Raw genomic sequence first — 23,777 nt, forward strand, 5'->3', positions numbered from 1 at the left:
AAAATGAAAATTAATACAAAAGAATGGTTAGAATTAAGCTTAGAAATTAGAGAAAAGTTAATCCGCCTTGCTGTATTAGAGAATATTCAAAAAGTAAATACATTTAATAATTAAATAAGGATTTTAATTAAGAGCAGAGTTTCTATACTCTGCTCTTAAACATTTCTATTGACATTGAATATCTTAATCACAAAAGTTATAATATATGAAATGATGATAATGTGCTATGTTGGACATATTATTGTAAATATATTCGATGTAAGGAGTATAATTATGAGCTCAGTTTTAAATGGCTTCTCAGTTGAAAAGAAAATTATAGATAATATGAATGAAAAAATCCCTAAAGGATATAGATTTAAAAAGATTCGACAATGTATAAGAGATATGCAAGCAACCACTACCATAAAAGCCCGAGAAGCTAAATCTGTTATTATTTATCCAATACGGATTGACGAAGAAGATAAAAGAAAAATTCATGATATTGTTACATACAACAACAGTATAGGGAATAAGATAACAAGCTCTGATGTAATTTCCTTCATCATTGAGGAAGTAATTGAAAAAAAAGTTCGTATCAGAAATACCACAAATACTTCTTTCACCATCGATAAATCTGTCTACATTGAACTAATTAAAGTACTGAAAGGATCTACAATAAATTTAACTTTTGAAGAGTATGTTATTCATGATTATAAGCACCCGGACATTAACTATATCCTTTCACACAAGCCTAAAGAAAAAAAAACTATGCCAATGCTTATTGATAAATCTGTTCTAAAGATAATTGATTCCATTAAAGAAGATATTATTAAACAAAAAGGAAAAAAAATATCACGCTCTGATTTATTTAGAGACATAGTTAACCAAATGATTTTTAATTTTAGTAACTCTGAAGAAGAAGTTGTAAGCTTACAAAAAAGAATTCTTGAAGAGTTTGATTTACTTAATAATATAGGTGGAGAAAAAGAAGTTGAGGAACTAATTAAATTAGTACAAAAAAAATATGCTAATTAATAACTCAAACTTCGCAGACTGAAATCGACAAATAAGCCTTGATATAGTTAGGCAGACCGTCAATCCATTGCTGTAGTTGACTTTTGATTATTTTTTGAATCGTTTTATTCGTCTTTTTTAAGGCATCTTCAAGAAGCTCGATTAATTGCTGTAATGCGACAGCCCAATCCAGTTCGTTCACTTCATCACATAGCTCATAAAAAATGCCACCTAGTATTCGTTGATCGTTATGGCAACGATTCTGCCAGGACAAAACGATGTATCTCGAAAACACAATCGTTGTGTGGCTAATAAGTAAATCATATGACATGCCTTGAAATTCTTTTTGAAGGCGTAAGAGGGATTTAGTCGTCTTGAAAAAGACCTCAATATCCCAGCGCATACCATAAATACGGACGATTTCTTGTTCAGAAAGCGTACAATCCGTGCTGAGAATCGCAAGCCATTCGCTCTTTTTATTGCGGTTTTGAATAAATACGACTTTTACTTGAACGCCATTTGCCATGGTTATTTGAATCGATCGCATGATGCCTTTCTTGCCAGAAACAGGTGCGGCAACCTTATATAGTTCCTTCAGAGATAGCTTTTTATTGTTCACCAAATAGCGTTGGTTCGTTGCCTTTACCATGCCAATGACGTCAAGACCGAGTTCAACGATTGATTGGATAAGAGGTTGTTGCGTAAACCACGTATCCAGTAACACATAGTCAGCCGATACACCTGCTTGTAATGCTCGTTCAAGCATACCTGGGATGACGGTTGGAGCAGATTCTAATGCTTCGACACGACGTTTATAGCCAGAAGAACGCTTATCAATATTCTCAGAAATTCCGTTGATTTGCGCCTTTTTTGAACTTAGTAATGTGAAGTCTAGTGGCATAAATGTAAAGCCATCGGACCAACCCAATGTAAGCATGCGAAATCCTTTATAAAAGCGTTTTGTTAAGGAGGAATGATCCATACAACGCGCAAAAAGCTCCACCTTTTTACTGCGGTTACGGTCGAACATAGAATCGTCTATGATGAATACCTTTGGACGTTTTGTATCCGTCAGCTGCTCCACCTTTTGAATGGCGTGCACACTTAAATACGTTAAAAAGCGACGCCATGCAAACTTGGAATGATTCAAGAAACGATAAACAGAATCTTTGGCAGGGTAACGGTCTCCCTTCTTTGAATTTAAAAGGGTGAACCAGCTCTTATGATGAAAGATTAAACAAAAAACAAGCTGAAACAAATAGGAAGTTGTAAAGCCAAACTTCTTCGTAATGCTAGCTTTACGAAGGTGCTTTACGATTTCTAATTCACGAAATACCGATTTTAATTCTTTTGGCAGTTGATTGTTTTGGTCATTATGCTCTATCATAATGGAAGCACCTCTTCTGTTTGGTAGTGTATTCTCGACAAATCCACTATACCAAAGAATGAGGTGTTTTTTGTATCTAAAAAAACTTTGTCAAGGTTTTTATTGAAATCATGAAGAACCTAATAGAGCCAACTATCGAATCTAATTATTTAGGTGCGAAGTTTGAGTTAATAAGCATACTGGACATGTCACACTATAAACAAGAGTAGGCGTACAGCCTGCTTTTTTTGTATTCACCAAAACTTCCACCATTTTTTCTTTTTTTCTTTAGCTGCAGAAATTTCTCTAAGCATCATTATTAGTTGACTATCTCGATTTTCTTGCCACTTTCCACGCTCTTCAAACTTACTCAACAATTTAGTTTCCATTTCTTTAAGTTGCTTTTTCTGAATTTCATTTACTTGATTCTGTTCTTCAATCTTACTTAACAATTTAGTTTCCATCTCTTTAAAATGATTAATTAATTCAAATCTTTGTATTGCTAGGGCGTTATCTCCAAGTGTTATGTCTGACATATCGTCTGAATTATCATCTACTAATTTAGATTTTTCAATTACATATTTACAAGCTTCATCAATTTTCATCTCAGATTTTAGCTTTAATATGGTCTCTAAAATCTCGATGTCACGCACACTAAACAGCCGGTGACCATGATCATTCCTTTTAATACTATATCCTTGGTTTTCTAACATTTCACAATACTTTCTAACTGTTGTATTTGCTATGTTCAACATGTTTGCTACATCTTTAGATAAGTACAGCATATCGGATTGAGCTATATTGCGTATGTTTGACATATTCCATCACCTCAATTAGAAATTCTATGGACAGAAAATATAAACCTCTATAAAAACATAAATAACTCATTTTATTTTCAAATATATGTTGATACCTACACCCTTTTTAATCATAAATGTTATAATATATTTATTATTATTTGTTTAAGGAGGAAATTTTATGAAGCCTGCTTTACTTTGCGAGAAACCAGCTCAAGCAAGAACTTATAGTGAATGCTATGAACATAAAAAACATAAAGATCATATAGAGATTATGCCTTGCAACACTTTTCCTAATGGTGCTATTGTAGTTTGGGCTATAGGCCATCTAGCTGAGCTAGCTCCACCAGAAAAATATAAAGATGAGTGGAAAAAATGGAACATTGACGCTTTACCTTTAATTCCAGAAAAATTTCAGTATATAGTGAGCAAAGAGAAGGTAAGTCACTTTAAATCCGTTTCTGAAAAGTTAAAAAAATCTAGTTTTATAGTTATTTGTACTGACCCTGCGAGGGAAGGAGAAGCTATAGCTAGAACTTTAATACTACTTTGTGGATGTGGAAGGAAGCCACTGAAACGTTTTTGGTGTTCTTCTATGACAGCTGATGCTATCAGAAAGGCGTTTGACAATCTACGAGATGCAAAAGAGTTTGATAGCCTATACGAAGAGAGCAAGGCAAGAGCCTATTCTGATTGGTTAATAGGTATTAACACAACACGTGCATTAAGTATATTGCTAAACAAAAAAATCTCAGAAGTAAATGAAGGTGGTTTTACAAAAAATACTCTGTATAGTGCTGGAAGGGTTCAAAGTCCTCTTTTATTTCTAATACACCAAAGAGAAAAAGAGATAGAAAACTTTAAGCCAGAGAACTTTTGGGAGATATTTGGTGACTTTTCTGCAAACAGTATTAAGTATCGGGGGAAACTTCAAAATGAAGAGCAAAATCGATTTAAAGATAAGCAAGTTGCTTTAGCAACTATAGAAACCCTCAAGGGTAAACCTGCTGTTATTGATAATGTAGAAAATAAAGAAAAAAAGGTGAGACCTCCTAAACTTCATAACTTATCCAGTTTACAAGCAAAATTAAATAAAAAATACAAATTATCACCTAAAGATGTACTATCTTTAGTTCAAAGCTTGTATGAAGAAGGATATTGCAGTTACCCGCGTAGCTCAAGTCAATTTTTACCGAAAGATGAAGCTGAACAACTTCCTCATACCCTAGAACAATTAGCTACTCTTGGGCCATATAAAGAACTTATTGAGTCTAAAGAAAAAACTAATATCGTTGATGATAAACATTTTACCGACAACGAAAAGGTTGACGATCATTATGCAATTGTAATCACGAATAAAGTTCCTAACCTTACTAATTTATCTAAGGATCAACTGAATGTATACGATGAAATTGCACGAAGTACTATAGCAGCCTTTTATACAGACCATATCTATAACCAAACTACAATTCACACCAAAATTGAAAATTACAACTTTAAATCTACTGGTAATCAGATTATAAATAATGGTTGGAAAACAGTTTGGAATGAAAAAGAAGAATCAGATGAGAAAGAAGAAAACCAACGTCTACCTATTGTAGAAAGTGGTCAATCTATTTCAATTCTTAAACTCAATATAAAAGATGGGATTACAAAGCCACCAAAGCCTTATACTGAAGGGAATTTGATTACCCTTATGGCTACAGCCGGACGCAAAAGCCATTACGATTCAAATGAAATAACCAAAACAGAATTGGTTAATTATGGAAGTTTAGGGACGGAAGCAACTCGAAGTTCGATTGTAACTAGTCTTCAGTCTAGAGGTTACATTATAGTAAAGAATAACATCGTCCAGATAACCCCTAAAGGAAAAATACTGATTGCAGCATTAGATAAGACCATTCTTTCAAGTGCTGAGTTAACAGCAAAATGGGAATTATATTTGCAAGAAGTGGGGAAAGGAAACAAATCAGGTGCTAAATTTATAGAACAATCAAAAGCTTTAGCTACTAAGTTAGTAAATGATGCTGTTAAAAATGCAAACACATGGAAGATAGATCATTTAGTTAATAAAATGGAACAGCAAAACCACATCGGCAAATGTCCTAACTGCGGAAAAGCAATAATAGATAAAAAAGTCTTTTTTGGTTGTGTTGGTTATAAAGAAGGTTGTAAATTTACTCTCCCTAAAGAGATTTTAGGTAAGAAAATAAGTGAAACTAATGTAAAACGTCTTATTGAAAAGGGAAAAAGTGGTGTTATTAAAGGCTTAAAAGGAAAGAAGACTTTTGATGCACATTTAATAATAAAAGACAAAAAAGAAGGGCAATTAGGTTTTGAATTTCCTAAACAAAATGTTACTGCAAAAAGTAAATAGACAAAAAAAGGATGATTTTCATCCTTTTTTTACACCTAAAAAAGTTTCAAATTATAAAGTACACAAACATTTATAAGGAATTTATCCTAAAAAATAAAAAAGCAAGCTATGATAAGCTTACTTTCTCATTTCTCTTTATTATATTTGCAAACATTTTTACTTCCAGCCATTTGAGCAGTCATTGAATTACCTTCAATTTCTATAGTGAACATGTCTGATGCTCCACCGTAATCAAACTGATAGTCATTTTCTTCAACATTTTTATATGTTCCTGACGAAGTTTCTCCACCTTGAGCTCTTGAGTTTTGTATTTCAAAGACATTATCTCCTTTAAAAGTAAAGGAGTCTCTACATACAGCTGGTTCCCCTTCTGCTTTTTCCCATGTACCATTAAATGAATTACTTCCACTTACACCATTACTCCCACAAGCTGAAAGAACTAAGGCTATAATGGCAGCTGTTAAAGTACTTTTTCTCATAAAACACACCTACAATTCCTTTTTTTTCGCTTTTTCAATTACTATCTTACAGTTTTTATAAAAGTTTGTGGGTACATTTTTTAATTCTTTCAAAATTTGAGAACGTTTTTCTGGTGTTTCTTTAGTTAATCTAAAAACTCCAAAGCCAACAATTAAAATTAACATTATCGTATTGAGAAATAATGTATTCATTTAAAAACCCTTTCATTAGATTATTTTACTCTACGCATAATTGCTGTTTTAACTACTGTAGAAGCAGCTCCCGATCCAATACCTGCTGCTGTTCGTCCAGTTCCAGATGAATACATTAATTCTTTAACTACAGCTGGTGATTTAACTACTAGAATCATAAATCCAATACCATACATGATTTTGCTAGCGTCCCATATACTTCCCTCTGAGAAGAATTTGGCCATAAATAGTACTAACATTACCTGTACACCTTGTGTGAATACAATACTTATTAGATTTCTCCAAAATCCTGGTAACAGATTGAAGTTATCACTTAAATTTGTAGCAATACATAATGGAGCAATAGCTAGAGCAAATCCTAATTCTGCAAACCTAATAGCCATTTGTATCAACATTACAAAGAACAAGATAGCTAAAATAAGAGCCAGTATTGCCATAAATATTAAATTAATATCAGCCTCTTGAATTTTAGTAGCATCATACTTAAATGTACTAAATTTCAAGTCATATCCATCTAATATGCCTTTTACAAACCAGTAATTAAACTCTAATAAGTATTCAAATATCCATTTGAAACTATATGCAAATGCTACTGTAAATACAAGTCGGGCGAGCTTTTCTCTTAATTCCCCCCGACCTTCAGGGTCAGAAACAGCCAACATCTCCACCATTTTGTAAATAAATATTACTCCTAGTAATACAAAAAAGAAGTCATAGGCTTGATTATAAAAGTCATTTATTGTTTCATTTTCTAATATGGTTGATGGTTCAACCACGAAAGTATCTAATTGATCTATACTATAGTTAATCGCTCCTTGTACGATATTTAACATGAACTCTCTTATCTTACAAGAAAAATCAAATGAACCACATTCTAGATCAACAGATTCTGTTTCCTCATTATCGGCATATGCAACGTTTGTAAATCCTGCTGAGTTAAAAACAAATAGTAATATAAAAACCATTGCAAATGCCATAATTAACTTTTTCCGACCACTTCTAGACTTAATCAGCATTATTTACATCCCCTTTAGTTACCTTCAAAATTTGATACATCATTTAAAGTTTTATATCCAGTAACTATCCATTTATCTCCCTGTAATTTCAAGTTAATTTCTGCAATTGTCTTAGCGTTACTTTTTTTATTATTAATTGAAATTATAGAATCAAATGTGGCTAAAACTTTAGCTTCTGAATCATATTCATCTCTCGCATGGTAAATAGTTGTATTATCGATTTCGCTTTTATATTTTAAATCTTTTGGCATTTCATACTCTTGATCCAGTTGATCATAAGTTTGAAAAAGAGTGTTTTGTAATTTTTTTGTCGTTAATCCATTAATACTTTCTTTTTTAGGTCGCCCCTCATAAGTATAAAAAGCTGTTAAAAATTTTGTAGCATCCTTTTGGACTTGTTGTTTACTATTATTTTTCAAAGCATTGTATTTAGTATTAAGCTCTGAATATGCTGCTGCTGTATCATGATGTTGTTTGAATTGATATCCACCAAATACGATTAATGCAACTAAAATAATATAGGGAATAAACTTTGTGTAATTCACAACTTTCACCTCTTTTTTAACTTACTCTTCCATATCCAACAATCTTAGGGCTCCAATAATTATTTAAATCGGAGAAGCCTACACCACCATTATTAGCATCGTACATTTTGTTATTGCCAACATATATACCAACATGAGTTACGTTGTTATAGCTTGCTGTTTTAAAGAAAATTAAATCCCCAGGCTTTAAATCTTCTTTTTTAACACGTTTTGTAGCGTTATATTGTAGTTGTGCTGTCCTTGGAAGATTGTAACCTATTTGTCTGAATGCCCATGAAGTTAATCCACTACAATCAAAACTGGTAGCTGGCGTCGCTCCACCCCATGTGTATGGATATCCTTCAAACTGTAATACGGCATTATACATCTTTTCATATTTCTCTTGACCTAAAGGTGATCCCGTAGCAGCTTGAGCTGCTCCTGAGCCTTCAGATCCACCTGAGACATATTGAAAGACTTTATCTACATAACTCCAATCGCCATAGCAATAAGGATAACGGAAATTACTTGTATCTCCACCACACGTATAAACTCCAGGATGTAATGACATTTGATAAGCAGAGAATGCTTTGGCAACTTCCTGAGTGTGCACTTTACCGTTTGACTCTACATAATTAAGATAACCAGAACCAAAATTATAACTTTGAACTACAGCCTTTATATCTAGACCTTTATCAGTGCCTTGCTTGTAAACACTAGCGAAATGTTTAACTCCTACTTGAATTGAATACATAGGGTCTTGAATAGTATTTGGTGGAAGCCCTAATGATTCAGAAGCCTGCATAACATCACGACTCAAAGTACCACCACTCTCCTGTTGCATAATCCCTAGTACAACAGGAGTTAAATCTTCAAGACCATATTTTTTCAACTCTTCTTTAATTGGTGTTTCATACGCTAATACAGCTTCTGATAATTGTTGAGACCCGAAATTAGAAGGCGTTGTTTGTTGTTCTTCTGTACTCATGCCAGTAATACCGATAATTACTAAAGCAAAAAATATAGTTGCTCCCCCTATAATCCACTTCCACTCTTTGGCAGCAAACGCACCTAATTTAACTGCTGTTAGCATACAATCACCTGCTAATTAGCCAATACATAATTTGTATTGCCAAGTTTATTTTGAGTAATGTGAGTTTCAAATAGCTCTTTATCTTCTTCTGTTAAAAGAATGTCTTTGTTGTTTTTAATATGTTGATATTCTTTATCAAATCTATCTTTATCCCACATTTGAAGTTCTATAGGATCTAATTGAACTTGAAGAGAAACTTTTGTAGAACCTACAATATAAACACCCTTACCAGCACTTTTCTTTCTATCAGCATCCTTGATTATTAAAATTTGTTGTTCTTCCTCTGAAAAGTTTTGAGAAGTCTTCGTCATAATCGTGTTTAATTCTTCACTAGACATCGGTAAATATAACTTAGATACAGAGTTTAAAATAACAGCTTCTCCATAATTTCGTGTTCCTTCAACAGCAGATAAGAAATCTCCTACTTGTTGTGTAGCAGAAGTAACACCACTATTGAAAGAGCGTAATAATTTGTACATATCTGCTAAGAACTTCATTGCCAGTGGATTTTTTGGATTGGCTAAGATATGGGCTTCGTCCACATAAATTTGTACAATATCCTTATCTTTTACTGCATCTTCCTCTAAAAAAGTTAAAATATTGTACATAGCTACCTTCTGCAAGTCTTCTTCACCTTTTAAATCAAACAAATCAAATGTTATTAAGTCATTGGACAAGTCAACGTTTGTGTGTCCATTCATTGCTTTAGAATATGACCCCTCCACATACTGATAAAGTACTTGATATAAGTTACTTAAAGGTTTAAATTCTTCTTTTTCATCTATTAAATTTCTAATTACTTTATATAAATCTCCCATAGTAGGATAATCTGTAGATTTCAACTGTGAAAAGTCAGTTTCCCATGTAATACTTACTGATTGATTTTCTTTATATGTTTGTACAAGAGCTTTTTCTAATAATGCTTTTGCAACAGGATCATCTTTTAACTCTGAATACATTAAAGTAAACATTGTCTTTAAATTAGAAATCTTACGATGTAACAATGAAGAATCAATTGCATTTCCTTCTTCGTTACGAATTAATTTTGTGTTCATAATTTCAAAAGGATTAATAACAACATCATTCATAGGTGAGATTTTAACCCATTCTCCACCAATACTTACAAATTTTGATCCGAATTCTCCTTTCGGATCAATTACTCGTATCCTAACACCTTGTATCCACCTTCTTAACATATCTCCAAAAAGATATGTACTTTTCCCTGAACCTGATGGTCCACATACATATTCATGTCGATTTAACAGTTCGTCGTGGTTTACCATAACAATACTATTTGTTTTGAGGTTTCGGCCTTTAATTACACCTTTTTCAGCAATAACTTCACTTTCATCAAATGGAAATAGTGAAGACAAAGCTTCTGCATCAAAGTTTCGATATGTTAATTCTTTGACTTTATTTTGGTTAATAGGTAGAACAGATTCAAAAGCATCAAACATTCTATTGGTTGGTGTAATAGCTTTTAAATGCCTATTTGTTAAAGTCTTTACTGTATGAGTAATCCGATTTAATTCCTCAAGTGATGCAGCTTGAATGTGTATTAACATGTGCTCATTGAAAAGCTCTGAATTTGAACTAGTTAAATTATCCAAAAGGACTGTAGCATCTTTTATATTGTTATTAATTGTTTGTCGCTCAGACTCTTTTAATTTCACATCGTGCAATTGGCTTTTATATTCTATAATTGCTTTGTCTAACGATCTAATCATAGTTTCAGCAGATGTAGGCTCAATATGATGAATTATAGATACATTAGAACCAATACTGTGTAGTTTATCCAAGAAGCCTGCTGTTACATTATTAGAGAAGTGTGCGACTACTAATGTACGAACATAGTTACTTCCTAATCGAATGTAAGTATCATGCTCCTCTATACTATCTGGGGATAATATATCCAAGAGGTTGCTCTGGTCATCTACAAACTGTTCCAGTGAGACAGCTTCTTCTTTCTTTCCCATAAACTTAGATAAAAGTTTTCTCATACTATCACTCCTATCGCAAATAATAATCTTCTTCAGCTTTTAATTTTTCTACTGTATCAAACAAATTTCTTCTACCAATTACATATGCTGTATTCACTTCTTCTTCCATAGCCAATATTTGAGCGTTTTCATAATCAAAAAACATATGAAGGTATTTCTCCAATTCCAGATTAGATAGCTCTCTAACTTCTAATTTAGGACTTCTTAGCATTTCTTCTAATTTAACCTTGTAGTCATCTACACGAATCTTTAATTTCCTAATAGCTTCTTCTTTAGATTTATCATCACTAAATGTTTGATCAAGAACAATATAACGGTTACGCCTAATCATTTCCCTATCCTCTTGTATATTATTAGCGTACCAAATATAGCTCTTTAATATTTTACGCTTATAGGGGTTATCTATTTTTGATAGCTGTGATTTTAAATCAACAATATAATCTTTTAAATTAACGGGCGTAGATACCCGATTAATTTGTAGTTTTTTATCAATTGTGTTTAAAAAATTCTCATACCCTTCATAAACTTCTCTTTGTTCAGCATGTGACATAAGTGACATATTAACAGCCGATACACTTAAGACCTTAATCAATTTATTATCAGTTGTTTCAATCATTTCGTTATATATATTTCTAACAGGAATCAAATCTTGAACGGTTTTTTCTTTTTCAATCTGTTTTTTCTTACCGAACATTTAGCTCACCCTTTAAAACCTTTCTTCTTATAATAGAAAACCTTTTGTCGATTATTGAAATTGCCTTTCCACTTAATAATATGAAATAACCTTATATTTTTTCTTACCTTAATTGGTTTAACAAATATAAATAGACCCACAATAGTAGCTGGTAATATAGTAACAAATACTTTTATTTTCCTATCTACATCTTCTGGAATCATGTAAGCGTACATTGTATAGCCTATAAGTCCCCCTAATGCAAGAAATAGCGCTTCTTTAAAAGTAATGAAGCGCCATACATGTATTTCTTTGCTTATCTGTCGAGGGATAGTGAATTTTTTCTTTTCAACTTCTTTCACTATTAAACCTCCCTAATCAGAATGTGCTGCTGATCCACTTAATAATAGATGGTGCTGAAAAGCAAATGATAGCTACAAATGCAGTAAACCAGATTCCTTTTTTAAACCCAGATTTAGCAGATTCATCACCAACAACCCAAGCGCCAATACAACAAATAATTAAAGCGATGATTGCCATTGGAGCAGCGATATCAAGTAAACCTGAAACTACGCTATCGTTTAGGAAATTCGAAATCTTGTCAAAAGGATTCATTTAAGAATACCCCCTCAATTAATTTATATTTATATTGTAATCTAATATCGAGTTTTTTTCAACCCATTTTTTACAAATAAGCGTCTTCAATACCTAAATAGTAGTATTATACCTAAAACGATATAGGGATAAAGTCTTGTGTTTAAATAGTTTTTTTGCACCTTTTTTTCTTCAAGTTGTTGCCATTTAATGTTATGTAATTTATACTAAACTAAGAGATTGGTAGTGAGTTCTGATAATAGCCATTTTGTAGAATTATATAGAAAAAAGAGGAAATTAAGGAAGTTACACAAAGTATTTTTGCAGAATTAAAATAAAAAAACACAAAAAAAAGCCCCAGCTCCACAGTTTCATTTGATCTAAATAAGTTTGGCGACTTATCAAATGAAACTCCCAAGAATCTAGGACTATTTCTTACATATTAAAACTTCTTATGTGTAGTATAACATGAGTTAAAAAATATGTGAAGAGTTTGCTTTCTATTTTCTTACGGATTTAGCTGGGAAATAGGAGGCTTATTTTCATGGAAAAAATTAAGAATTTCTTACTCAGCAAAGTCAAAAAAGAATTAGGTAACAAATCCCCAATTTTAAACAAAACAGACTTAACTAAAGTAGTTGAATACAACCTCAATGTTATTGATGATATCTTATTAGATATCGAAGGCATTACATTTGCCGAATATACCCCTAGCTCTAAAAGATATAAAGCCCTACGTAAATTCATCTCAGCTTTAGCACACCAAGGGTTTACACAAGCCACAGAAGAGTCTTTGGCTAAAATGTGTAAAGTATCTAGACCACTTATCAGAGAAGTTATTGGCTTCTTAGAAGAATTAAACCTTATCCATAAGTTAAAGAACAGAAGAAGAAATCTCTATGCACCAACAGTATATGTTTTAGTGTTGCATCCATATTATTTACATAACCTTAAATACTTGAAAGAAAACTATGCTGGTAACTTAGAAGTTTCAGAAGTTTACACTACATACTTTACAAAGGATTTGACAAGCAATTTTACAAAGGTAGAATCTCAAACCCCTTGTGAGAGTAAGGATGAAGGCTTTGAAAAATCTCCTAACAGAATTAACAAAGTTAATTCTAAAAAATATATCTTATATAGAACTACTCAAAATAAAGTTAAATCTGCTTTTAAAGAACATTCTCAAAATCATGAAGACCTTCATTTTGATGAATACTTCTTTAATAAGGACAAATATACAGATTTACATGGTGTACCAGAAGAAATTGCTACTAAGTTAGACAGGTTAGATACTTTAGAGATTGTTACTATATGGAAGTCTATTTGTCGTACTATGTCCAAATACCAACTCAAACCTGGTGATCACATAGAAGAAATTTTAAAAAGCTGTGAACAAGCAATAGCAGCATATTATTATTATAAAAACAAATCTTATAGAGCTAAAAAACAGCCTAGATTTAATTTTGCTGGTTGTATTTGTGGAAAACTAAAAAAGATACTTCTTGATCAATTAACAAAGAAGGTTAAAGATATTAATAAAATTATGAATTTGAATGTTAGAAATACTGCTAAAATTATGTTGAATTTATCCGATAATCATGAACGTGCTGCATTTTCTTTATATCAAGAATATAATCCTAATAAAACAGAATTAGATGAAATAGGAGTTTACTAATGAACAACTCGCTATTTTAAGAGTTTTCGCACTCTTATTCATTACAAAAGAAGGATTATAACAATAAACAGTATAAAGTATTATTAATAGCGCACTAAGAGATGCTACAGCATCTCCCTAACACGTTAACGTGTATTCTTTTCATAAGGAGGGGATTCTTTGAGTTACGTAAATTCAAAAACTAAACGTGTTTTTAGGAGCAAAGAAATTGATCGTTCATATCGTTTGTTCCCTAAAAGAAGAATTAATCTAAGTGAAATAAAATATAAGTTAGCTTCTAGAGAAGAACTTGCAAAATATGAAAGAAGAATTCGCAGACAGCTGTGTTTTTATGAAGAAAACGGCTATTTTCAAGATGAAATTCTAGTTTCTATAAATACATCTACAGATAATAATACCTTTGTTCTTGAGGCTGGGTATCCTGTATTAGCTGCATTAAGTCAACTAGGTATAAAAACAGCAGAAGTTAGAATTAAAGTGAAAGTAAATAAAGATAAGGCTCATAAATTAGTGACTAAGAGGTTAAGTGATCATAATAAAGCTGTTGAAATGTTTATTGCTTTAGATACTAAGATGGAGAAGTTGCGTCAAATTATACATACCTGTGACTCAGATCTATATGATTTAATGAATTCTGTAGATGTCAGTTTACAAAGTGTAATTAAAGAAGCGCACTTTAAGTCTATAAATACATCACATGTCTATAAAAAAAGTTTAAAAGCAGTTATATATAAGTAGCTAAAATAACACATTTAATCTATATAAAATATAGATTAAATGTGTTATTTTGTTTTTTTAGAATTAGATATAGAATTATTGTGGTATTAAAAATCATTTTTTCTAGATTTTTTCTATATATTTTGCGGTTTTTTTAATTCCAATAACTATTTTAGGATTAACTATATCTTTATTCTCTAAAAAATAATCATTTAATCTATATATTTTATAGATTAACTCTTGAATAATTTAATCATTAGAGTTATAATGTAATTAAATAAGGTTGAGGGAGATGAGTTGAATAATGAAATTTATTCTTGCAAACGACATCGGGAACGATAAATTTAAGATTTTGGAACCAGGGATGAAAGAAGTTACAAAGATTCCTAGTGCATATAAATGGTTAACAAGAAAGCCATCTGTACATGAAACGGATGTTACTAAAAATGTGGTTAATCTACTTGATCAGTTGTTGGTAAATATAACTAGTGAATCTATTGATACCTTAGGGCTTTATATGGTTGGTGAAAGAGCTATTCAAAGTGCTGATGATGTAGATAACATGGATATTGAGATGTCTGAAAAACATACTGATGATTTACCAATTATTAATACATTAGCTTATGTAGCTGCTCGTGCTGTTCAAAAAGACTTTGAAGCATCAGGTCAATTGAACTCTAAACTAGATGTAGATGTTTTCATGAGTAGTGCCATTCCTGCTTCGCAACACAATGTAGAAACAGCAAAACATTTAGAAAATAGATTTCTTAAATCGCCTCATACAGTAATTGTTTATGTTGGAGATAAGCATGTCACTGTAAATCTAACATTTGTAAAGGTTAAAGTAACTAAAGAGGGGATTCCTGCGTTATATAACGTATTTGAAGGGCCTCTAGACATGTTTGAACAATATATAGAAGAATATAAAGAAGCAAACAAAGAAAAGCCTATGCGAGAATTTAAAGGGCGTAAAATCATGCACGTTGATATTGGTTCTGGAACAACGGAGTATACTTTTACAGTCGGACCAAATCCTAAGCCAGACGTTTGTACTGGAGAAAGGCAAGGTGTTGGTCACGCTATTGAGGAAGCAATTGCATCTATGGCTCAAGAACGTATGGGCTTAAGTATTAACAGACAACAATTTGCTAAATATATTGAGAGACCCGATGAATACCCTAAAGATCATAAACTTGCTGTAAAGCACCTTTCCATAGCTCGTAAAAGACAAGTTAAAAAAATACTGAGCGATATTCAAAGAAAGTATGTAAAAACGCTTTCTAGTGAACCAGAAATTATTTGTGTGTATGGTGGTGGCTCCATCGAATTTAAAGAAGATATGTACGATAAACTAAAAACATTCACTGATTCAGTTGATGCAAAACTTCTTTGGATTCCAGCTAAGTATGCTGTTGAAATGAATGTGAAAGGCTTAGATATTTTAAATCAAGGTATTTTATTTAAAGAAGATTATAAAGAAGTAGAGTTGGTTTGATATGACCAAAGAAAGAAAGCAATTTAACTGGCGCTTTAAAGGTGATGAATCAGAAGATTTAATGAAATGGTTTGATAATCAACGTAATATTACATCATCGTTAGAAAGCATTCTTAATCATATTATTGAATTATATGGAACTGAAGATATTATGAATCATCAGACTCAAAAAAAATTGTTCAAAGACTCTATGTTATTAGAGTCTTTGAAAGGTAAGAATGTAATTTCTGTAAATGAAGATTTACTTCAAAAAACAGAAGTTTATACTCCTACAAATAACACTCCAACCAAACATAAAGACCATGGATTAGACATTCAAGCTAAAAAAACTGTAGAGGAAGATGTTAAGCTTACTGGGCCGTATAAAGCAATTATTGAAGATGAAGATACAGAAGATGATAATTATATGGATGAAATAAATAGTGAATTGTTGTAATCATAAAAAGGATAACAAAAGTTAATTCTCAATAACTTTTGTTATCCTTTTTCAACGTTTTAAATTATATTTTTTTAAATATTGTTCAGCCCTTATTTCTGCTATAAAGGAATTAGATAGGGGAGTTTCTTTAAGTTGTTTATGAAGCATAGGAGGAATAAAAATAATAATTCTTTCTTTTTCTTCACTGTTAATTACAACATCTTGAGGTAAGTTTTTAAAAGGTAGATCTCCGAATTCAATATCCGTTAATATATCAAAAATTAAAACGCCAGCATTAAGTTGATAGCGATTGCAAATTTCATTAATGTTGTCCTTTAAATCTTTATTTAGATACAAACCTATCTGAGAAGGTTTTGTTTCTTTAATTAAGTATTTATCTACTTTTTTTTTTCTGAATATAGCTACTTTATCAAAATAAAAAGAGAGTAAAATCCCTATAAATTCGTTGTCATGATATTCCGTATAATTAATTATTTGAACATCGTTTTTTAATAAGACTATACGGTCATAATAGTCAAAGGAAAGATGAAAAGTATAACTATCAGGTTTAAGATTTAGTTTAGTTTCTTTAATGTAAGATGCTATTGTCTCAGCAGTGATTTTGTGTTCATTTTTAACAAAAATCTCATATAACGCATAATTAATAATTTTTGCCTTACTTGTTTTTAAATTGAGTGCATATTGTTCTAACTTTCTCTTTGCTCTTAAAGTTAATTTATATGATGTAATCTTTGTTTGGGAGCTCATAATATCACCATCCTCAGGTATTTATGTATATATTGTAAAAATATATTAAAGATATTTAACAATTTATATTTGTATTGTACACTAATAATATGAAGAAATAAACACATGAGGAGGTTTTTTTTATGTCTAATTCGGTTGGCCAAAGTTTAGAAAATGCTAGTAATACTATTGTTGAAGCATTAGTTAAAAAAATGTTCGAAATGAACGATAGGCGTATACAAAGAGAATCGGAACTTTTATCCTTACATGATTCAATTACAAAACAATTAGAAGAAAATATTATAAAACAGTATGAAAATCAAAAGTTTAAAGTACCTAGCGAAAAAGGAGATTTTTCTATAGTTGCTTTAAAAGAAAAAAATGTAGTTTTGAATAATGGAGAAAAGACAGTTTTGATACCTTTGGACAAAATGGAATCGTCTTTAAAGCCAGTAGGTAATGAAATTGAAAATCAAGTAAGATCTAATGAAAAATACCTGTCATCTAAACAGATAGCTGATTCTTTAAATATTAATGATTCTACCCTAAGAAAATATGCACAAACACTTGAAAGAAATGGGCATGAATTCACTAAGAATAATCAAAATCACCGTCAATTTAAAGAGTCAGATTTAAACATTATCGAAAAGACATTAAGTACAAGTAAAGAAAAAGGAATCACTTTGGAAAAAGCAGCTAAAGAAGTCGTTGATTCACAAAAAAATAATCAATTAAATACAGAAAAATCATCACAAAATATGACAGAAAAAGTGGTTTATGAAGGGTTAAATAACCATACTAAAGAAAATAAGTTAGACTTAAATATGAAAAAGGAACAAAATGATTTTGCTGCTGGGTTATCAAATCAAGAATTGAAAAATGCTAAAAAGTTAAATCATGAAGTTAGCGAAAATATTGAAAGAAACATTGATAAAAACTTTAATGATAGTGGTAATAAATCAATCGTACCTTCACAAATTAGAGCTCAGTTAGAAGTCGTACATCAACTTAAGAATTTAAGTGAAAAAGAAATAATTAAAAGCTTTAAAGAAGCATCTAAACAATCAAAAATTGAAAATAAACCTATACCACAACTTTATAAAGAAAATATTGAGAATATAGTTAATTCTAAAATAAAATTATCTAAAGATATTACATTAGAAACTGCAAAACAAACTCAAGAAAAAAATCAAGGTTTAAGGAATGATTTAAGAGAAATTGAATCGAAAATAAATGCTAACATGGGAGTATTATATCAAGCTAAATTAGAACAAAAAATCAGCTTGGAGGAATATAATAATTTAAAAGAAAATCTCTCTCACCAAAAGAATCAAATACAAGAACGATATGATAAATTATCTGTAAATGAAAATAAAATAAATGACCAATTAAAAGCAGATTTAAAGTTAGAATTCCCTAATTTAAAAACTGATAAATTATCATTGAATGAAAGTATTCAATTAGCTTCTGCTGCTTATACCATGACTAACGAAAAGACTATTGAGAACCTACGTAATTTTTCGTTAGAAAATGATTTAAAAGGAGTAATAAATGTAGTTGATAAAGCAACAAAAGAAATTGAATATGAGATCACAGAAAAAACGGAAATAACTTTTAGTAGATAAAAAAAGATGCTCAACTATTATTAGATTGAGCATCCTTTTTTATTTTCCACTGTTTAATGATATATGGTTTGTTTTTCTTAAGTATATCTGAAAAAACATCAAGTAAAAATTCGGACTCTTGAGGTGTTAAAGTATCCTCGAATGTATCACTTAAATGTTCTTCAATATACTTTTCAAATAACGCGCCCTTTTGAACTAATCGATGAGTTCTTTCTTTTCTAAGTTGATAATTTTTTTGATAGTCTATCTGATTATCATGTTTGCGCTTTGTTGATTTTATCTTATCTTGTATTGCTTTTTTTCTAAGAGATTGCTTCTCTATTTCGCTTTGTATCTTTTCAAAATCTGAGTAAGGATCATAGCGCATTTTATCACCTTTAAGAAGTTATTACAGTTGTACTAGAGTTTTGTATTTTTTTATTTTTATTAATATCATCATCTTTTTTATTTCCAGATAGTGATTCCTTAAGTGAATTAACATCGCTCTTTAAAGAATCAATAATTAATTTAGCTGTATTGCTATCTTCAATTCCCCATTCTTCTCTAAATAACTTACCTAACTCTTCATCACGTTTCTTCATTTGTTGTTTCAATTGTCTTTCAATCTTTTTCATTTGCTCTTCTAATTCATTAATTTTTGTTGCAGCATCTTTTCTTGCCATTTTTATCACCTCATATGGATATTTTTCCTTATTATATCATTGAAACCATACTTTGGGAAGTGGTATAATATCCATGTAGGAAACTACAGGGCGCAATTATACATAAACAAGTTTATGTCATTGCGAAGAACGAAAATTTCATTTTCATTCTTGATTTCACACATTAACGCTTATGCGTTTATATGTGAAAGTTGTTTTTACCCGCAGGGGCTAATTAATTAAAGGAGGTGCAAGATATATGAGTAAGTCATCACTTCATTTCAGTTTAAACGTAATTTCAAGAAAAGATGGAAGATCAACTGTTGCTGCTGCTGCTTATCGTAGTGACGAAAAATTATATGATGAACGTGAAGGTAGAAACTTTCAATTTAAGAAACATGAAGTGAAACCTGAGTCTTTTATTCTTGCGCCAGATCATGCTCCTAAATGGGTTGAAGACAGAGAGAAATTATGGAACGAAGTTGAAAAAATTGAAAAGAGATGGAATTCTCAATTGTCTCGTGAAATTGTAATTGCATTACCGAATGACTTAAATAACGAACAACAAAAAGAATTAATCAAAAATTATGCCAAGAGTCAATTTGTTGAAAAAGGTATGGTTGCAGATGTAAATATTCATAGAGATAAAAATCATAATCCTCATGCTCATATTATGCTAACTATGAGACCTTTTAATGAGGATGGAACATGGGGAGAGAAAAGACCTTTTTCGGGTCAATTTGATAAGGATGGAAAGAAAATATATCTTGATAACCCTTGGGATAATAAAGAAAATTTAGGGTTGTGGAGAGATCAATATCAAGATTTAGTTAATAAAACTTATGAACGTTTAAATTTAGAAAGAAGATTCGATTTGCGTTCTTATGAAAGACAAGGTAGAGAAGAGAACGCTACAGTACATCTAGGTCATATTGCTTCTGCAATGGAAGCGAGAGCTCAAAAGGAAGCTCAAGAAAAAGGTGTGGAATATAAGCCAGTAACTAATTTAGGTAAACTAAATGAAGATATCAAAAATGCTAACGCTGAATTAAAAGTTCATCAAAAAGATTTGGTTGAAACAGACTCTAAGATTATTGATTTAAAAACAAAAAGAGAAAAGATTCAAAATGATATTCGTAGAACTATTGAAAAAAGTGGAGTTTGGAATGCTTTAACAGATAAAGAAAAAACTTCGATTACTTTTATTAGAAATCGAATGAAACAAGAAGTTAATTTAACTGTTGCTTTAAAATGTAATGAACAGTTTTCTAATTGGGAAAAGGCATTATCTAATAAATCTAAACAATTGATTCAAGAGAAAAATGCAATCGAAACGGCTAAAAAATTGTATGAAGAATATAAAAATGCTCCACAAAATACAATTGCAAAAGATAGAGCTAAATATCAAGTGCAAAGACAAGGATTCTCTGTTGAAAGCTTTGATAATCAAGTTAAAGAACGTATTGCTAATTTCAATAAAGAAGCTAATAAATTTAAATCAGAAAAAGAGAAATTCCTAGAGAATCGAGATAATGTAAAAGAAGCTATTAAAGTTTTAGAAGCAGTTACAATTAGTCAAGCTAAAGTTTTATATAATGGTGATCAAAGAATTAAAGAAATGAATCCAGTTGAAGTAGATAAATTAGTTCAAGAGTTTAAAACAAAAGGTAATATTATTCCTTTAGATAATGCACGAGAATTTTTAGATAAATCAAGCTTTGAATCTAAAAAAGGTGAACTTAGCTTAGTAGATCAGTACGATAAGTTAAGAAAAGACAATCAATTCGTCATTAACTGGCATAATAGTGTTAAGCGTAAAGAGTTAGAACTTGTTCAAATTAAAGACACCAATCCAAAAGAATATCAAGAAAAAATGAACGAATTTGCTCAACAAAAAGTCCAAATTGCTGAGCGTTTCAAAAAAGTTAAAACTTCATTGAGTATTGTAGAAAAATCTATGATTAACGAGGTTAAGAAGCAATATCCAAATGAAAAATGGATTGATAAAATGGATGGAAAAACTGCTGCTAAAGTATTACGTGCTAACCAGAATGAAAAGCGTATCATTCCAATTAATGAATTTATGAAGTATCTAGAAAAAGATAATAAACAAAATGTTAATGGTATTGATAAAGCATTGTTAGATAATAGAGAATCTGTTGAATTATCTAAAAATAATTTTGATGCAAAAGTAGCTCAGAGTAATATGATGAACACTATTGCAAATAATCTTAAAGGTTTAATTGATGATTCTGATAAAGGGCAAAAAACAAATATAGATAGAGAGTTAGAAGCGAGCAAAAGAAGAAATAGGAACAGTGGAATGAGCCGATAAGGAGGAGATTTATTTGAATAAAAGGGCTGATAAAGGAACAATATTCATGTCAGTTTTAATTTCACTAGCTGTTGTGATTTTTGTAGATTTATTTTTACTAAGTTTCGTTACGAATTTTCCACTAAATAACGACTTTAAAGATGTAACGAATGGAATAAAAAAACCATTAGAGTTATATGAAGCATCTAAGAGTGGAGATTTATTTCTGCCTTTACAGTTAATCTGTTTAGTTGGAACAATATTTTTATCTACTAAGATTCATAAGCTTATTGTAGGTGATGGGCAGTACAGGGATGCTTCGAGTTATGGTTCAGAGGGAACAACAAGGTTTGCTAAAGAAAGTGAAATTTTTAATGATAGAGATTTTGTTAAAAAAACTTTTAATAAAAACCCTCAAAAAAATCTTAATAATCCCGAAGGATTAATTTTTGGTCTATTAAATAACAAACCTCTTATAGTTCCTGAGGATACTAAAATACCAAATAGAAACGTCTTTATTGTTGGTGCTCCGGGTGCAGGTAAATCACAAGCTTATTTGTTAACCAACTTACTTGCTGAAAAGAATCGTTCACTAGTTATCACAGATCCTAAAGGTGAAATCTATGAAGCTAGTGCTAAGTTTAAAAAAGAGCAAGGTTATGAAGTTAGATTAATTAATTTTAAAGAAATGCTTGTATCAGATAGATATAATCCTTTAGATTATATTGAAAAAGAAATTGATGCTGAACAAGTTGCTAATACAATCGTTATTAACTCTTTACAAGGGCAAAAACCCGATTTTTGGACAAAAGCCGAAATAGCATTATTAAAAACTTTATTACTCTATGTTAAATTGGAGTGTCCAACCGAAGCTAACTTAGCTACTGTTAAAAAGATATTAACTACACATGGTAGTACTCCAGAAGATATGGACGAATTTTTCTCAGGTTTAGAACCCGATCATGCTGCTTTTTCTGCTTATCAAATTGTTAGAATGGCTAACGATAAGGTTCGTGACAGTATCTTTGTTTCTTTAGCAATTACGCTTTCTAAGTTTGATGCTACTGATGTTCGGAAATTTACAGAAACAAGTGATTTTCGTTTAGACGATATAGGAAAAAAGAAAATGGTTGTATATGTAATTTTACCTGTAGCCGATAATACATGGGAGCCACTTATAGCTAACTTCTTTACACAAATGTTCCAACGTCTATATGATGTAGCAGATAAGAATTTTAATAAACTACCCAACTCTGTAAATCTTCTCCTTGATGAATTTCCAAACCTAGGAACTATACCTGGATATGAAGAGCGATTGGCCACTTGTAGGAGTTATGGAATATCTGTAAGTACTATCATACAGTCGATAGGTCAATTAATAGATAAATACAACAAAGAAAAAGCTGAAGCTATTGTAGGTAACTGTAGTTTGCGTTTCTTATTAAGTGTAGGTGATAAGCTTACAGCAGAGTATTTTTCAGATTTAATTGGTAAGACAACTATAGGTAAACACTCTAAATCTACTTCTAAGAATCAAAAAGGTGGATCAGACTCTAAATCAGACTCATATAGTGGACGTAATCTATTAATGGCAGATGAATTAACTCGTTTACCTAGAGATGAAGCTATCTTATTAGTAACAGGTGGTTTTCCTATTAAAGTACGAAAAGCATTTCAGTTTGAGTTTTTCAAAGGTATCTTAAATGATAATAATAAAAGCAGTCGTTTTGCTTACTTAGAAACAGTTGCTAATATTGAAATAGAAGATACACCAATTGAAGAAGAGGAATTTGTTAATAATGATGACAGAAACGTGTCTATTAAAGAAAAAAATAACATTTTAACTTTAGAAGATTTATATGATGATGAAGAGGTTGCAATTGAAAAAGATCAATTGAATAATAAAAATAAAGTTGTTTCTTCAAACAAAAGTATAGAAAACTCTAAATTAGATGCTGGTCCATCTATTCAAAATGTAATAGCAGCTAGCACTTTAGAAACTGGTAAGATGATTAAAGATTATGATGAAGAAAATACA

General features: G+C 30.9%; 23 protein-coding genes. 9 read left to right on the forward strand and 14 right to left on the reverse strand.

Features of this window, described 5'->3' with window-relative positions; all coding sequences use genetic code 11:
• Positions 1-273 precede the first annotated feature (273 nt).
• Positions 274-1,014 (forward strand): hypothetical protein, encoded by a 741-nt coding sequence (locus BFL01S_RS10410; RefSeq protein ID WP_061785648.1) that lies wholly within the window; start codon positions 274-276, stop codon positions 1,012-1,014.
• A gap of 4 nt (positions 1,015-1,018) precedes the next feature.
• Here BFL01S_RS10410 and BFL01S_RS10415 read toward each other — a convergent pair whose 3' ends face one another.
• Both BFL01S_RS10415 and BFL01S_RS10420 read right to left on the reverse strand, forming a co-directional pair.
• The gene (locus tag BFL01S_RS10415) at positions 1,019-2,380 is read right to left on the reverse strand and encodes an IS4 family transposase (RefSeq protein WP_061785649.1); all 1,362 of its coding nucleotides are present in this window, start codon (positions 2,378-2,380) and stop codon (positions 1,019-1,021) included.
• A gap of 233 nt (positions 2,381-2,613) precedes the next feature.
• Positions 2,614-3,177, reverse strand: a complete 564-nt coding sequence (locus BFL01S_RS10420) for a MerR family transcriptional regulator (RefSeq protein ID WP_061785650.1) — start codon at positions 3,175-3,177, stop codon at positions 2,614-2,616.
• Between the two features lie 160 nt (positions 3,178-3,337).
• Here BFL01S_RS10420 and BFL01S_RS10425 point away from each other — a divergent pair, with 160 nt between their 5' ends.
• Positions 3,338-5,533: a type IA DNA topoisomerase gene (locus BFL01S_RS10425; protein ID WP_061785651.1), complete on the forward strand. Its 2,196-nt coding sequence runs from the start codon at positions 3,338-3,340 to the stop codon at positions 5,531-5,533.
• A 125-nt stretch (positions 5,534-5,658) separates the two neighbouring features.
• Here BFL01S_RS10425 and BFL01S_RS10430 read toward each other — a convergent pair whose 3' ends face one another.
• From BFL01S_RS10430 to BFL01S_RS10470, 9 genes are read right to left on the reverse strand one after another with little or no spacing between them, the layout of a single operon-like run.
• A complete protein-coding gene (locus tag BFL01S_RS10430) occupies positions 5,659-6,012 on the reverse strand; it encodes a hypothetical protein (protein WP_061785652.1) in 354 nt (117 codons plus the stop codon).
• 9 nt (positions 6,013-6,021) lie between these two features.
• Positions 6,022-6,177 (reverse strand): hypothetical protein, encoded by a 156-nt coding sequence (locus BFL01S_RS10435; protein ID WP_169799848.1) that lies wholly within the window; start codon positions 6,175-6,177, stop codon positions 6,022-6,024.
• Positions 6,178-6,224: 47 nt separating this feature from the next.
• Positions 6,225-7,220 (reverse strand): conjugal transfer protein TrbL family protein, encoded by a 996-nt coding sequence (locus tag BFL01S_RS10440; RefSeq protein ID WP_061785654.1) that lies wholly within the window; start codon positions 7,218-7,220, stop codon positions 6,225-6,227.
• Positions 7,221-7,234: 14 nt separating this feature from the next.
• Positions 7,235-7,774 (reverse strand): YddI family membrane protein, encoded by a 540-nt coding sequence (locus BFL01S_RS10445; protein ID WP_156474918.1) that lies wholly within the window; start codon positions 7,772-7,774, stop codon positions 7,235-7,237.
• Positions 7,775-7,781: 7 nt separating this feature from the next.
• Positions 7,782-8,837, reverse strand: a complete 1,056-nt coding sequence (locus BFL01S_RS10450) for a bifunctional lytic transglycosylase/C40 family peptidase (protein ID WP_061785656.1) — start codon at positions 8,835-8,837, stop codon at positions 7,782-7,784.
• Positions 8,838-8,848: 11 nt separating this feature from the next.
• Positions 8,849-10,837 (reverse strand): VirB4 family type IV secretion system protein, encoded by a 1,989-nt coding sequence (locus tag BFL01S_RS10455; protein ID WP_082802730.1) that lies wholly within the window; start codon positions 10,835-10,837, stop codon positions 8,849-8,851.
• A gap of 10 nt (positions 10,838-10,847) precedes the next feature.
• Complete coding sequence (locus BFL01S_RS10460) at positions 10,848-11,531, reverse strand: TraC-like domain-containing protein (RefSeq protein WP_061785657.1); 684 nt, start codon at positions 11,529-11,531, stop codon at positions 10,848-10,850.
• Positions 11,532-11,536: 5 nt separating this feature from the next.
• A complete protein-coding gene (locus BFL01S_RS10465) occupies positions 11,537-11,872 on the reverse strand; it encodes a hypothetical protein (protein WP_061785658.1) in 336 nt (111 codons plus the stop codon).
• Between the two features lie 16 nt (positions 11,873-11,888).
• Complete coding sequence (locus tag BFL01S_RS10470; protein WP_061785659.1) at positions 11,889-12,125, reverse strand: hypothetical protein; 237 nt, start codon at positions 12,123-12,125, stop codon at positions 11,889-11,891.
• Positions 12,126-12,648: 523 nt separating this feature from the next.
• On the opposite strand from BFL01S_RS10470, the gene BFL01S_RS10475 reads away from it, so the two are divergent.
• The 4 genes from BFL01S_RS10475 to BFL01S_RS10490 all read left to right on the forward strand — a co-directional run bounded on the left by BFL01S_RS10475 (position 12,649) and on the right by BFL01S_RS10490 (position 16,430).
• Complete coding sequence (locus BFL01S_RS10475) at positions 12,649-13,782, forward strand: hypothetical protein (RefSeq protein WP_061785660.1); 1,134 nt, start codon at positions 12,649-12,651, stop codon at positions 13,780-13,782.
• Positions 13,783-13,941: 159 nt separating this feature from the next.
• Positions 13,942-14,520, forward strand: coding sequence for a hypothetical protein (locus tag BFL01S_RS10480; protein WP_061785661.1), 579 nt, complete (start codon positions 13,942-13,944; stop codon positions 14,518-14,520).
• 283 nt (positions 14,521-14,803) lie between these two features.
• Positions 14,804-15,994, forward strand: a complete 1,191-nt coding sequence (locus BFL01S_RS10485) for a ParM/StbA family protein (RefSeq protein ID WP_061785662.1) — start codon at positions 14,804-14,806, stop codon at positions 15,992-15,994.
• Between the two features lies 1 nt (position 15,995).
• Positions 15,996-16,430: a hypothetical protein gene (locus BFL01S_RS10490; RefSeq protein WP_061785663.1), complete on the forward strand. Its 435-nt coding sequence runs from the start codon at positions 15,996-15,998 to the stop codon at positions 16,428-16,430.
• A gap of 51 nt (positions 16,431-16,481) precedes the next feature.
• Here the strand turns inward: BFL01S_RS10490 and BFL01S_RS10495 are convergent, their stop codons facing one another.
• Complete coding sequence (locus BFL01S_RS10495) at positions 16,482-17,180, reverse strand: hypothetical protein (protein WP_061785664.1); 699 nt, start codon at positions 17,178-17,180, stop codon at positions 16,482-16,484.
• Between the two features lie 122 nt (positions 17,181-17,302).
• Here BFL01S_RS10495 and BFL01S_RS10500 point away from each other — a divergent pair, with 122 nt between their 5' ends.
• Positions 17,303-18,784, forward strand: coding sequence for an HTH domain-containing protein (locus BFL01S_RS10500; protein WP_061785665.1), 1,482 nt, complete (start codon positions 17,303-17,305; stop codon positions 18,782-18,784).
• 10 nt (positions 18,785-18,794) lie between these two features.
• On the opposite strand, the gene BFL01S_RS10505 is transcribed toward BFL01S_RS10500, so the two are convergent.
• Both BFL01S_RS10505 and BFL01S_RS10510 read right to left on the reverse strand, forming a co-directional pair.
• Positions 18,795-19,151: a hypothetical protein gene (locus tag BFL01S_RS10505; protein ID WP_061785666.1), complete on the reverse strand. Its 357-nt coding sequence runs from the start codon at positions 19,149-19,151 to the stop codon at positions 18,795-18,797.
• Positions 19,152-19,161: 10 nt separating this feature from the next.
• On the reverse strand, positions 19,162-19,446 hold the full coding sequence (locus BFL01S_RS10510; RefSeq protein ID WP_061785667.1) for a hypothetical protein: 285 nt from the start codon (positions 19,444-19,446) through the stop codon (positions 19,162-19,164).
• A gap of 238 nt (positions 19,447-19,684) precedes the next feature.
• Between BFL01S_RS10510 and mobQ the strand changes: the two genes are divergently transcribed.
• Together mobQ and BFL01S_RS10520 are read left to right on the forward strand one after the other, a co-directional pair.
• Positions 19,685-21,760 carry a MobQ family relaxase gene (mobQ, locus tag BFL01S_RS10515; protein ID WP_061785668.1) on the forward strand — a complete coding sequence of 692 codons (2,076 nt, stop codon included), beginning with the start codon at positions 19,685-19,687 and terminating at the stop codon, positions 21,758-21,760.
• 13 nt (positions 21,761-21,773) lie between these two features.
• Positions 21,774-23,777 (forward strand): VirD4-like conjugal transfer protein, CD1115 family (locus tag BFL01S_RS10520; protein WP_061785669.1); only part of this gene is annotated, 2,004 nt, incomplete at its 3' end.

The sequence above is a fragment of the Priestia flexa NBRC 15715 genome (genome assembly GCF_001591565.1).
Lineage (GTDB): Bacteria > Bacillota > Bacilli > Bacillales > Bacillaceae_H > Priestia > Priestia flexa.

Bases quoted from the DNA above. Each gene is read 5' to 3' on its own strand.
- BFL01S_RS10410 (WP_061785648.1), top strand. From the start codon at position 274: ATGAGCTCAGTTTTAAATGGCTTCTCAGTTGAAAAGAAAATTATAGAT.
- BFL01S_RS10415 (WP_061785649.1), bottom strand. From the start codon at position 2,380: ATGATAGAGCATAATGACCAAAACAATCAACTGCCAAAAGAATTAAAA.
- BFL01S_RS10420 (WP_061785650.1), bottom strand. From the start codon at position 3,177: ATGTCAAACATACGCAATATAGCTCAATCCGATATGCTGTACTTATCT.
- BFL01S_RS10425 (WP_061785651.1), top strand. From the start codon at position 3,338: ATGAAGCCTGCTTTACTTTGCGAGAAACCAGCTCAAGCAAGAACTTAT.
- BFL01S_RS10430 (WP_061785652.1), bottom strand. From the start codon at position 6,012: ATGAGAAAAAGTACTTTAACAGCTGCCATTATAGCCTTAGTTCTTTCA.
- BFL01S_RS10435 (WP_169799848.1), bottom strand. From the start codon at position 6,177: ATGTTAATTTTAATTGTTGGCTTTGGAGTTTTTAGATTAACTAAAGAA.
- BFL01S_RS10440 (WP_061785654.1), bottom strand. From the start codon at position 7,220: ATGCTGATTAAGTCTAGAAGTGGTCGGAAAAAGTTAATTATGGCATTT.
- BFL01S_RS10450 (WP_061785656.1), bottom strand. From the start codon at position 8,837: ATGCTAACAGCAGTTAAATTAGGTGCGTTTGCTGCCAAAGAGTGGAAG.
- BFL01S_RS10455 (WP_082802730.1), bottom strand. From the start codon at position 10,837: ATGAGAAAACTTTTATCTAAGTTTATGGGAAAGAAAGAAGAAGCTGTC.
- BFL01S_RS10460 (WP_061785657.1), bottom strand. From the start codon at position 11,531: ATGTTCGGTAAGAAAAAACAGATTGAAAAAGAAAAAACCGTTCAAGAT.
- BFL01S_RS10470 (WP_061785659.1), bottom strand. From the start codon at position 12,125: ATGAATCCTTTTGACAAGATTTCGAATTTCCTAAACGATAGCGTAGTT.
- BFL01S_RS10475 (WP_061785660.1), top strand. From the start codon at position 12,649: ATGGAAAAAATTAAGAATTTCTTACTCAGCAAAGTCAAAAAAGAATTA.
- BFL01S_RS10485 (WP_061785662.1), top strand. From the start codon at position 14,804: ATGAAATTTATTCTTGCAAACGACATCGGGAACGATAAATTTAAGATT.
- BFL01S_RS10490 (WP_061785663.1), top strand. From the start codon at position 15,996: ATGACCAAAGAAAGAAAGCAATTTAACTGGCGCTTTAAAGGTGATGAA.
- BFL01S_RS10495 (WP_061785664.1), bottom strand. From the start codon at position 17,180: ATGAGCTCCCAAACAAAGATTACATCATATAAATTAACTTTAAGAGCA.
- BFL01S_RS10500 (WP_061785665.1), top strand. From the start codon at position 17,303: ATGTCTAATTCGGTTGGCCAAAGTTTAGAAAATGCTAGTAATACTATT.
- BFL01S_RS10505 (WP_061785666.1), bottom strand. From the start codon at position 19,151: ATGCGCTATGATCCTTACTCAGATTTTGAAAAGATACAAAGCGAAATA.
- BFL01S_RS10510 (WP_061785667.1), bottom strand. From the start codon at position 19,446: ATGGCAAGAAAAGATGCTGCAACAAAAATTAATGAATTAGAAGAGCAA.
- mobQ (WP_061785668.1), top strand. From the start codon at position 19,685: ATGAGTAAGTCATCACTTCATTTCAGTTTAAACGTAATTTCAAGAAAA.